The sequence below is a fragment of the Flavobacterium sufflavum genome (genome assembly GCF_004016525.1).
Lineage (GTDB): Bacteria > Bacteroidota > Bacteroidia > Flavobacteriales > Flavobacteriaceae > Flavobacterium > Flavobacterium sufflavum.
In genome coordinates this window covers 1-11,437 of sequence record NZ_SACJ01000019.1, presented here as the reverse complement: position 1 = coordinate 11,437, position 11,437 = coordinate 1, and the positions used below count along the sequence as shown (strand labels likewise).

General features: G+C 35.9%; 7 protein-coding genes, 1 tRNA gene, 1 rRNA gene and 2 pseudogenes. 9 read left to right on the top strand and 2 right to left on the bottom strand.

The window, feature by feature from the left end:
- Positions 1-135: 135 nt before the first annotated feature.
- The 9 genes and pseudogenes from EOD40_RS17770 to EOD40_RS17735 all read left to right on the top strand — a co-directional run.
- Positions 136-996, top strand: a pseudogene (locus EOD40_RS17770) (TonB-dependent receptor domain-containing protein); the annotation flags it as partial.
- Between the two features lie 110 nt (positions 997-1,106).
- The gene (locus EOD40_RS17765) at positions 1,107-3,602 is read left to right on the top strand and encodes a glycoside hydrolase family 2 protein (protein ID WP_128197845.1); all 2,496 of its coding nucleotides are present in this window, start codon (positions 1,107-1,109) and stop codon (positions 3,600-3,602) included.
- Between the two features lie 228 nt (positions 3,603-3,830).
- The gene (locus EOD40_RS17760) at positions 3,831-5,015 is read left to right on the top strand and encodes a thiolase family protein (protein WP_128197843.1); all 1,185 of its coding nucleotides are present in this window, start codon (positions 3,831-3,833) and stop codon (positions 5,013-5,015) included.
- Positions 5,012-5,710 (top strand): annotated as a pseudogene (locus EOD40_RS18190) (CoA transferase subunit A); the annotation flags it as partial. The gene EOD40_RS17760 and the pseudogene EOD40_RS18190, both read left to right, overlap by 4 nt.
- Before the next feature lie 69 nt (positions 5,711-5,779).
- Entirely contained in the window at positions 5,780-6,421 is a 642-nt protein-coding gene (locus tag EOD40_RS18185; protein WP_231129657.1) for a 3-oxoacid CoA-transferase subunit B, read from the top strand.
- Positions 6,422-6,615: 194 nt separating this feature from the next.
- Positions 6,616-7,605 carry a VOC family protein gene (locus tag EOD40_RS17750; RefSeq protein ID WP_128197839.1) on the top strand — a complete coding sequence of 330 codons (990 nt, stop codon included), beginning with the start codon at positions 6,616-6,618 and terminating at the stop codon, positions 7,603-7,605.
- A gap of 47 nt (positions 7,606-7,652) precedes the next feature.
- Positions 7,653-8,762 carry an alpha/beta hydrolase family protein gene (locus tag EOD40_RS17745; protein WP_128197837.1) on the top strand — a complete coding sequence of 370 codons (1,110 nt, stop codon included), beginning with the start codon at positions 7,653-7,655 and terminating at the stop codon, positions 8,760-8,762.
- A 43-nt stretch (positions 8,763-8,805) separates the two neighbouring features.
- Positions 8,806-9,945: an FAD-dependent monooxygenase gene (locus EOD40_RS17740; protein ID WP_128197835.1), complete on the top strand. Its 1,140-nt coding sequence runs from the start codon at positions 8,806-8,808 to the stop codon at positions 9,943-9,945.
- Positions 9,946-9,954: 9 nt separating this feature from the next.
- The gene (locus EOD40_RS17735) at positions 9,955-10,908 is read left to right on the top strand and encodes a fumarylacetoacetate hydrolase family protein (RefSeq protein ID WP_128197833.1); all 954 of its coding nucleotides are present in this window, start codon (positions 9,955-9,957) and stop codon (positions 10,906-10,908) included.
- 157 nt (positions 10,909-11,065) lie between these two features.
- Here the strand turns inward: EOD40_RS17735 and EOD40_RS17730 are convergent.
- Positions 11,066-11,141 (bottom strand) — tRNA-Lys (locus EOD40_RS17730).
- A 211-nt stretch (positions 11,142-11,352) separates the two neighbouring features.
- A 5S ribosomal RNA gene (gene rrf, locus EOD40_RS17725) occupies positions 11,353-11,437 on the bottom strand; the annotation flags it as partial.

Sequence of the window (11,437 nt, the reverse complement as noted above, 5' to 3'; positions counted from 1 at the left end):
TAGCGAAAGCATAAGCAAAAGTTTAGTATTTGTTTGAAATTAAGCACTTTAAATATACTAACTTTTGCTTTTTTGTACAATTATTTTTACGTATTTATTACGTGATTATATCGAACTCACGTTAATTTTAATAAGAAAACAAATGTGTTTGCATACTCAGCAGGTTTGAATTATAAATTCAATGATAAAAATGCGGTATATGTTAGATACACTGATGGTGAAAAATCACCGGATTTATCTTTCTACAACAACTACACCTCTGATTTTATAGCCGAAAATAACTCTCCTATAAACCAAAGAATAACACAACTTGAGTTTGGTTACAAATTGAAAAACGAAAATTTCCAACTTACTGTTACGCCTTTTTATAGTAAATTAAGCAACATAGGAACAACTGCATTAGGAAATGATGATGCCGGAATATTATACTACGCTCCTGTTTTATATAATGCAGTTAGAACCTTAGGAGTAGAATTCGAATCTGATCTTGTTGTAACAAAAAACTTTAGTGTAAAATCGTCATTAACATTACAAGATGCAAAATATACTACTTGGAAAACCTGGGTACTAGGTAATCAAGGAAAAGGTGATGATACAATTATTGACAATACAGGTAACAGAGCTGAAAACAATCCGAATGTAATGTTCGCAATTACCCCAACTTATTCCATAGATAAATTTTATACTTTTATTCAATGGAAATACCTTGGAGATAGAGAAGTGAATCAAAATAATGCTTACAAACTTCCTGCATTCAGTCAATTTGATTTAGGTATGGGATATGATTTTAATTCCAAATTTAGCATCTCCTTAAATGTTAATAATTTGACCGATAAACTGGGTATTATGGCTTCCGCCTCTCCTGGAGGAATAGACGCATCACTTAGTCCACAGAACATTACTAAAGCACAAGTAGCAGCTAATCCTAATGCTGTGCACAGTATTCTGGCTATCCAACCAAGAGCTTATTTCTTGACTGCAACATATAAATTTTAATAAATAAAACTCCCCCGAAAGGGGGATTATACAATTTATTGTTAATCGTTATTGACACTATAGCATTCTACTTATTAGACATAAAACAACCCCATAAATAAAATTACAAGATGAATAAATTTTTAAGTTTTATAGTAACTTTATTTAGTATGACTTTTCTGTTTTCGCAGGAAGTTGAAATAAAAAAATGGAATTTTTCTTCTGAAAAAAATCCAAAAATTCAAGCAATAAAAATCCCACATACCTGGAATGCCATTGATGCTTTTGATGACGAACCTGGTTATTGGAGAGGCAAAGGGACATATACAACTACAGTAAACATTACTACCATTAAAAAAGTGCATTACATTCATTTTAATGGAGTAAATCAACAAACTAAGGTATGGATTAATGGAAGTTATGCAGGACAACATAAAGGTGGATATACTGCTTTTGATATTGATATCAGTTCATATGTAAAGCAAGGAACAAATAAAATTACGGTAGAAGTTGATAATACCAATAATGAAACCATTCCCCCATTAGAGGCTGATTTTACTTTTTATGGAGGTATTTACAGAAGTGTCTATTTATGTGAAGAAGAAACTACACATTTTAAAAAATCAAATGGTGCAGATGCAATAAAAATTGATGCCTTACTAGACAATGATTGGCAGGGAGAACTTCAACTAAAAGGAGCTATATCTAACAAGAACAAACAACTATTAAACCCCAAAGTTCGATTAAATATAAAAGATGCAACCAATAAATTAATTGCAACTATTGAGAAAAATGTAGGAGCTGAATTCAACTTAAACGTAAAGCTAAAAAATCCTTTATTGTGGTCTCCACAAACCCCAAATTTGTACAATGTAGAATTAAATCTACTGGATGTTAATGGCAAAATTCTAGACATTTACCATCAGAAAATAGGTTTCAGAAAATTTGAAGCTACAACCTCTGGCTTTAATTTAAATGGAAAACCTATAAAACTGATTGGGGTAAACAGACATCAAGACTTTGAAGGAATGGGAAATGCGGTACCTATTCAAAAACAAATCCAAGATTTAGTAATGATAAAGAATATGGGGAGCAACTTTTTGCGCCTAGCCCATTACCCTCAAGACAAAGCCGTTTACAAAGCAGCTGATAGTCTGGGACTCATACTTTGGTCAGAAATACCAGTAGTAAATAATGTCCCTATTAACGCTAATTACTCAGAATATAAAGAAAACTGCATTCAAATGCAAAAAGAGCATATTGATCAAAATTACAATCATCCTTCATTAATTTTCGTAGGCTATATGAATGAAATTTTTCTTCGTATGTATTTTGATAGACCTGAAGATGAAATAAAACAAAAAATCATAAAAAATACTGTTGATTTAGCTCAAACATTAGAAGATTTAACTCGTAAAGAAGCTCCAAATCATATAACGGTTATGGCAATTCACGGAAATCAAATTTACAATGAAGCTAAAATTGCTAATTTACCAATGGTATTAGGGTGGAATCTCTATCAAGGATGGTATTCAGGTCAAATTCAAGATTTAGGAGTATTTCTGGATGAAGAAAATAAAAAATACCCAAACAGACCTTTAATTATATCCGAATATGGAGTTGACGCAGATAAAAGACTCCACAACTCTGATCCTAAAAAAATGGATTTTTCTGAGGAATACCAATTTAAGTACCATCCCGGATATTATCAACAATTGAAAGACAGACCCTATGTGATTGGTATGACTGCTTGGAATTTTGCCGATTTTGGTTCGGAGCTTAGAGGGAATCCTATTCCGCATGTAAATCAAAAAGGCTTAGTCAACTTTGACCGTAGCCCAAAAAACATCTATTATTGGTACAAAGCAATCCTAAAACCGGAAGAAAAATTAAGTCAATTCTTTAAAGACTTACCAAGCCATATCAGTGATTCTCCAAAAAAGAAAATCATCATTATTTCTAACCAAAAAGTGTTTTTTAAAGTGAACGATTCAGAAAAAATCGAATTGCAGGAGAACACTGGGCTTATAGAAACTTGGATCAACTTAAAAGAAGGTTCTAATAATTTATCATTGTATGATGAGTTCGGAAAATTACAAGACTCAACAAACCTTATATATCAAAAACCTGACTTATCGAAATCAAATACTCTGGCCATTAACTTTGGAACCGAAAATTATTTTATAGATGATAAAAACCAAATTTGGATACCTTATAATCAACAGTCATTACTCAAAGTTTTGGGTACTGTGCAAAATGTAAATAGCAGTTCAAATATAAAAAACACTACAAACGACCCTATTTATCAATCTTCAATCAGTAATGTTGAAAAAATAACAGCTGAATTACCCAAAGGTGATTATGAGATTACTTTACTATTCTCTCTATTAAAGAAAGATAAAAGTTTAGTTTATGAATTGAATAGTAAAAAAAAAGATACTAATATGGTACTGTCAAATCAAAACATTAAGATTAACGGCAAACCAATAAAGATTGAAAAATTAAATCCATTTGACAAAACAGATTGTACAATAACAATTAAAGTAGAGAAAGATTTAAATATAGAAACAGTAAATGAAACTGAAAAAATTACTATTTCCGGAATAAAAATAAAAAGACTTTTTTAAAACAGATTAACAGATTCTTATACATCCCAAATCCAGAAGCCTTACAAGCAGCAATCAGTAAGCCCCACAGGAAGTAGCCGATGTGGCTTTATGGATGCGCTCAGACCAATCTACATTTATATACTTGTCGTGCCATAGCCGTAGACAGAGGCGCATTTGCATAAAAAATACAAATTCCAAAATTGGAATTGATCTTAATAGAAAACAGAATATAACTCCTTTTTAATAATGTCTAAAAATATCTATATCCTTTCGGGATCACGTACTCCTATGGGAGCCTATGGTGGTCTACTATCAACTATTTCTGCACCCGAATTAGGAGCTATCGCCATTCAGGATGCTTTAAAAAAAGCAAATATTCCTGCTGAAACCATAGAAAGTATTGTTATGGGAAATGTCCTTTCAGCTAATTTGGGACAGGCACCGGCTCGACAAGCTTCAAAAATTGCAGGATTACCTGATGCTGTTTGTGCCACAACAGTCAACAAAGTCTGTGCCTCTGGAATGAAGGCAATCAGCATGATTTATAATGACATATATGTCGGGAACATTTCGGTTGGAATTGCCGGCGGAATGGAAAATATGTCACAAGTTCCTCATTATTTACCCAATGCCCGATTTGGAATAGGTTATGGAAATGCAAGCTGTATTGACGGATTGGCCAAAGACGGATTAACCGATGTGTACAACAAAACATCCATGGGCGTTTCTGGAGATTTAACTGCCGCGAAATACAAAATAAGCCGCGAAGAGCAAGATGATTTTGCGGAACAATCCTATCGCAGAAGTACAGAGGCATGGGGAAATGGTAGTTTCATAGGCGAAGTTGTTCCCGTAAATGTACCACAGAGAAAAGGAGAAGCTTTGGTAATTACTGAGGATGAAACATACAAAAAAGCCAATTTTGAAAAAATGCGTCAGTTGAACCCCGCTTTCTCGCCTAATGGTACCGTAACTGCTGCAAACGCCAGTCCGATGAATGATGGTGCCAGTGCATTGGTTTTAGCCGCAGAAAATTTTGTAAAACAACACCAAATTACACCTAAAGCTCGAATTATAGCTTATGCCGAGGCTGAACAAGATCCGACCTTTTTTACTACAACCCCAGTTTTAGCAACACAAAAAGTATTAAAAAAAGCCAATTTGACAATCGAAGACATCGATTTTTATGAAGTTAACGAAGCTTTTGCCGTAGTACCAATGGCTTTGATGAAAGAACTTCATATCCCACATGAAAAAGTAAATGTCTTTGGTGGTGCCGTAGCGCTAGGACACCCTCTGGGCAGTTCCGGAAGTAGAATCGTTGTAAGCTTACTTAACATTTTATCCATAAAAAAAGCACGCTATGGACTGGCTACTATTTGTAATGGTGGCGGTGGAGCAAGTGCAATTATAATCGAAAATCTATTATGATTAATAAAGTAATAAAAGATGCACAGCAGGCGGTAGCCGATATTCCTAACGGAGCAACTATAATGTTAGGAGGATTTGGTCTTTGTGGGATTCCCGAAAACTGCATTGCCGAACTTGTAAACAAAAAGATAAATAAGCTGACTTGCATTTCAAACAATGCCGGGGTTGATGATTTTGGAATTGGCTTAATGCTTCAAAACCGTCAGGTAAAAAAAATGATTTCTTCATACGTTGGCGAGAATAAAGAATTTGAAAGACAGTTGTTAAGCGGCGAATTAGAAGTCGAATTGATTCCACAGGGGACTTTGGCAGAACGCATTCGTGCCGGAGGGGCTGGAATCCCGGCTTTTTTTACGCCGGCTGGAGTTGGTACTGAGGTGGCAGAAGGCAAAGAAGTGAGAACATTCGATGATAAAAAATATTTGATGGAATCTTGGCTGAAAGCTGATTTTAGCATTATAAAAGCCTGGAAAGGCGATACATCAGGTAATTTAATTTTCAAGGGAACAACACGTAATTTCAGTCCAATGATGGCTGCTGCCGGAAAGATTTGTATTGCTGAAGTAGAAGAATTAGTGGAACCCGGCGAATTAGATCCAAATGCAATCCATGTTCCGGGTATTTATGTGCAACGTATTTTCAAAGGAAAAAATTACGAAAAAAGAATAGAGCAAAAAACCATCACTGAAACCAATCTTGCTGAAAAATCAAAAAACAGCTTCTCAGATAAAAAAAATCCTCAAGGACCACTTGATAAAAATAGAATTGCCCAACGAATTGCTCAAGAAGTTAAAGATGGCTATTATGTAAACTTAGGAATTGGGATTCCAACTTTAGTTGCGAACTATATTCCTTCAGATATTAATGTCATGTTGCAATCTGAAAATGGTTTATTAGGTATTGGTCCTTTTCCAACTAATGAAAATGTAGATGCCGATATGATCAATGCCGGCAAGCAAACTGTTACCATGCAGGCCGGTTCTTCCCTATTCAGTTCGGCTGAAAGTTTTGCAATGATTCGTGGAGAACATGTGAACCTGACTATTCTAGGTGCTATGGAAGTTTCTGAAAACGGAGATATTGCCAACTGGAAAATCCCCGGAAAAATGGTCAAAGGGATGGGAGGCGCGATGGATTTGGTCGCATCTGCCAAAAATATCATTGTCGCCATGCAGCATGTGAGCAAAGATGGAAAATCAAAACTGCTAAAAAATTGCTCTTTACCCATTACAGGAATCAGCTGCGTAAAGAAAATTGTAACTGAGTTAGCCGTTTTAGAAGTTCTCCCTGGAGGCGGTTTCAAATTATTAGAAAGAGCTCCGGGTGTTAGCATCGAAGAAATAAAAAATGCAACAGAAGGGAAATTAATTATTGAAGGGGAAATTCCGGAAATGATTTTTTTATAACCTAAAACGACACCTCAATCAACAAAATAACACAAACAGAATACAAAAACATCCAAATAGAGGTATCTAAAAAAAGAAAGAATTGATTTTGAATAGTAATAGAGTTAATTTGATTCACTGACACTTCTAAATCAATATAAATTTGTAACATAAATTACATTATATATAAAAAAACCGAATAAATTAAAATACAAATGGCAAAAAATCCACATTATTTTTCACAAATGGCACATGTTGAGGTGCTAACTACTGATTTAGAAAAATCGGTACACTTTTTTGGAGACGTTGTAGGCATGGACATTACCGGTAGAGAAGGTAATTCAGTATACCTAAGAGCTTGGGGTGATTATTTTCACCACACATTGAAATTAACACAAAATGAAACTTCAGGATTAGGACACATTGGCTGGAGAGCAGACAGTCCTGAAGCTTTAGAAGAAGCGGTAGCTTACTTAGAAAGTATTAGTGCCGGTCTTGGTTGGGACAATGGCGATTTAGGTCATGGTAAAGCCTATCGTTTTAAATCCCCTGAAGGACATATCCACGAAATTTTCTGGGATGTAGTATGGTTAAGAGAAGAAGGAGAAAGAGGAAGCGTTTATGCTGACAGATATGCGAGTAACAGAATGAATGGAGCAAATCCACGTCGTTTTGATCACGTAACTTATATGGTATCAAAAGGAAAATATGCTGAAGAAAAAGCATTTTGGAAAGGATTAGGTCTTAAAAATCCTGATGAAATCAGAATTTCAGACGATATGCCTGCAATTGGAGGTTTATTTACTACTGCCAATCTTTCACATGATATCGCCATCTTTACTGATCCAACAATCGAACCTAATCAAGCGGTACTAAACCATATTTGTTGGAATGTAGACAGCCGCGAAGAAGTTCTATTAGCTTTAGATTACTTTATCGAAAAAGGATACAAAAGTGTTATGGGAGCCCCTACAAGACATAAGGCCGATGAAGGTTTCTTTATCTACATAATTGATCCGGGAAGTGGTATCTTGTTCGAATATTATGCTTGCGCCAGATTGGTATTTGCACCAGATCACTTAGATGTTCATTATCTAAAAGACAATCCAAATGATGCCTGGGGATCAGCTAATCCATTTGCTGAAATGGCCAAAGGAAAAAAATTAGGACTGACAGACGGTGTTGTAAAACCAATGGATATCTAATTTATTAGAGCAAAAAAACAATTTTTAAAATTTAAAAAACACAAATTATGTGGCACTATTTTCCAGGTCAATACATGCCTTCTTACCAAGTAAATCGTGCGCTTACCCAAGCGCATTATGGAGGAGGCGAATTTGCAGAAATATTAGAAGTAGCTAGTAAAATAGACCCTAAAAACAGAGAATCCTATAATGAAGCCTGGCTTGAAATAGGGAATCCTGTTTATGAACTTGCTGAAGATTTTGAAAAAAATGGTAACTTTATTTCGGCAAGAAGAACTTACCTAAGAGCTTTTAATTACCTGCGTTCGGCTGAGTTTTTCATGAACCTAGGTCATGAGAAAAAAATACCAACTTATTTAAAAGCAAGAGAAGCTTTCTTGAGAGCAATTAAATATTTTGATGAAAAAGTATTGCAGGTTGAAGTTCCTTTTGAAGGCTCCTTTCTACCAGGGTATTTATTTAAACCGGCAGGGGTAAAAAACCCACCGATGATGATTATGTTTGGTGGTTTGGATAGTTTGGCTGAGGAGCTTTATTTTGGTATTGGTCAGCATTTAAATGAGCGTGGAATTGCGCTTTTGGCAATGGATGGTCCAGGTCAGGGAGCTGCTTTGCGCTTAAACAATATCCATACGCGTCATGATTACAATGTAGCAGGTACAGCGGTTTTAGATTGGAGTATTGAAAATTTAAAAGACGAAGTAGCTGTTGACCGTATTGGTATTGGAGCGGTTTCTATGGGAGGTTATATGGCTGCCCGTTGTGCTGCTTTCGAACCGCGTTTTAAAGTATGTATGGTTTACGGTGCGGTTTGGTCATATTATGATGTCTGGGCTGGACGTCCGGACAGTCATCCATTGGCAGAAATTGTTCAGCATATCGTGGGAGCACCAGATATGACGGAAACACGCAAAAGACTGGAAGGTTTTACACTTGAAAATGGTGTAGCCGAAAAGATTTCAATGCCTACCTATATCCTTCATGGTGAAGATGATAAACAAAATTTTGTTGAGCATGCTTACAACCTTGAAAAACATTTAACTTGCGAACATCATTTAGAAGTAATTCCGGTGGGAGAAAGCGGTTCACAACATTGCCAAATCGATGATTTCACCAAGACTTTTAACATGTACGATTGGATCGCTAAAAGGCTATAAGCTGTCATAATGACTGATTTTAATTATAAAAACCGACTAAATTATGAAGTCCATAAATAAAGTATTAATTGTTGGTGGTGGCATTGGTGGTCAATCTGCTAGTATTGCTCTTAGACAAATAGGTATTGAAGTTGAAATAGTAGAACTTCAACCAAAATTTGATGTGTATGGTGTGGGAATCATTCAACAGGCAAATGCATTAAGAGCACTTGATGCTTTAGGATGTGCTGATGAGGCTCTTAGGAGAGGCTCTCCCTACCCTATGGTAAAAATGTGTACTCCTACTGGCCACCAAATAGCCGAAGCAGGAACACCACCTATTGGACGATTTCCAAGTCATAATGGAATTTCAAGAAGGGTTTTACACGAAGTTTTACTCGAAAGAAGTAAAGAAGTTGGAGCAGTATACCGTATGGGGCTTACTGTTGACACAATTACAGATAAAGAAGATGGCGTTGATGTTGTTTTCTCTGATGGATCAACAGGAAGCTATGATATTTTGATTGGTGGAGACGGTATCAACTCTAAAGTTAGAAACTTAATTTTTGGGGAATCAAAACCTAATTATGTGGGCTTATCTAACTGGCGTTATGCTTTTAAGAGACCTAAGGATTTAGATACGGGATATATATATTTTGGCAAAAAGAGTAAATTAGGAATAATTCCTATGACAGAAGATAGTTGCTACATCTTTGTAGTTTCTGCAGAAGGCGCTGACAATCCTTTTATAACAGAAGACCAAATGATTCCAAAGTTACAGTCTTATATGGCAGAATATCCTATTCCTATGATACAAGGCTTAATCGATCAGGTTGTCGATGCAAAATTGGTAAACTACAGACCACTAGAAACTTTGAATCTTCCAGCACCCTGGTACAAAGGGAACGTTATCATTATTGGTGATGCTGCTCATGCAACGATTCCTCAATTAGGTTCAGGCGCAGCATTGGCTATTGAAGATGCTGTAGTATTAGCCGAAGAAATTAAAAAACAAGATGGTGTTGATGCAATTTTCTCAAGATTTATGGAACGTAGACTCGAAAGATGTAAAATGGTAGTTGAAGCTTCTGAAAAACTGGGAAAATGGGAATTACTGACATTCGAAGGAAAACCATTGCCAGAAGGTGCCAATGTAGGTGCTACAATGGGAAAAACATGTATGGGACTTACACAACCAATTTAAAAAACTAAGATGAAATTAATCACTTTTCAAAATAAAACAGGCGAAAGCCGTATTGGTTGGTTACAAGACCATGCGGTAGTAGATATGAATCTGGCCGATTCGAGATTGCCTATCGATATGCTTACCTTCATAGATAATCACGAAACTAATTTTGCGATTATAAATGAACTAGAATTTATTGAACCTCATTATTTACTTGATGAAGTAAAACTTTTGGCTCCTTTGCCAAATCCAAGAAGTTTTAGAGACTACATCGGATTTGAACAACACATGCTTAATGCTTCAAAGTCTTTTGGACATACCGTTGGTGAAGCCTGGTATGAAATGCCTATTTTCTATTTCACCAATCATCACGGCATTTATGGTCCTGAAGATGAAATAAAACGTCCCGTTGGAGAAGAAAAATTAGATATCGAACTGGAAATCGCAGTTATAATTGGTAAAAAAGGAAAAGACATCAAGGTTGAAAATGCCGATGATCATATCTTTGGCTATACTGTCTTTAACGACTGGACTGCCCGTGCTATCCAAAAACGCGAAATGACAGTTCCTCTGGGACCACATAAGGGAAAAGATTTTGCAAATGCCATAGGCCCATACATCATCACTAAAGATGAAATGGAGCAATACCGCTGTTCGATAACAAGAGAATCTCATCCAGAGCATTTAACGATGCCTAAAAATAATGGAGATCGATTTGACTTGAAAATGACTGCAAAAATTAATGATGTGGTTATTTGCGAAGGCAATTATAAGACCGTTCATTGGACATTTCCACAAATGATGGAGCGTGCCTCCGAAAATAATGTAACGTTGATGCCCGGTGATATATTAGGCTCAGGAACTGTGGGTTGGGGAAGTTTAATCGAAAATAACTTTGCCGTTCATCGTCCGTTAATTCCGGGAGATGTGGTTGAGCTGGAAATTGAAGGAATAGGAACTTTAAGAAATACTGTAGTTTAATTTCTCCATCATATAGAATCAAAAATGCCTTAGACAAAATTATTGTTTAAGGCATTTTTTATTTGGTTTTGTTATCAATTTTGAGACTTTATCTTTTTTACAATGATAACCAACCAAAATAAAAAAGACTCACAATCAATGATTATAAGTCTTTTTGTGATCGCAGAAGGATTCGAACCTTCGACAGTCCCGATTAAAAATCGGGATGCTCTATCTAGCTGAGCTATACGGCCAATTATATACTCTCAACAAACCAGCCTCAACTGAAAGCGCAAAGGTTTGTTGACTTAATAAGGGAGTCCCTATATTTTGAAAACTTATTTAACACTACCTTTTCTTATTCAGATTATCCAATCTTTTGCACTTGAGGGACGATCTCCTTAAGAGAACAGCAACGCCCATTAAAACAAAAAACCCCGTTTCGTTAGAAACAGGGTTTTCAAAGAAAGGCGACGACATACTCTCCCACATAACTGCAGTACCATCTGCGCAGGCGGGCTTAACTACTCTGTTCGGGATGGGAAGAGGT

Coding starts and splice junctions, on each gene's coding strand:
- EOD40_RS17765 (WP_128197845.1), top strand. CDS start 1,107: ATGAATAAATTTTTAAGTTTTATAGTAACTTTATTTAGTATGACTTTT.
- EOD40_RS17760 (WP_128197843.1), top strand. CDS start 3,831: ATGTCTAAAAATATCTATATCCTTTCGGGATCACGTACTCCTATGGGA.
- EOD40_RS17735 (WP_128197833.1), top strand. CDS start 9,955: ATGAAATTAATCACTTTTCAAAATAAAACAGGCGAAAGCCGTATTGGT.
- EOD40_RS17740 (WP_128197835.1), top strand. CDS start 8,806: ATGAAGTCCATAAATAAAGTATTAATTGTTGGTGGTGGCATTGGTGGT.
- EOD40_RS17750 (WP_128197839.1), top strand. CDS start 6,616: ATGGCAAAAAATCCACATTATTTTTCACAAATGGCACATGTTGAGGTG.
- EOD40_RS17745 (WP_128197837.1), top strand. CDS start 7,653: ATGTGGCACTATTTTCCAGGTCAATACATGCCTTCTTACCAAGTAAAT.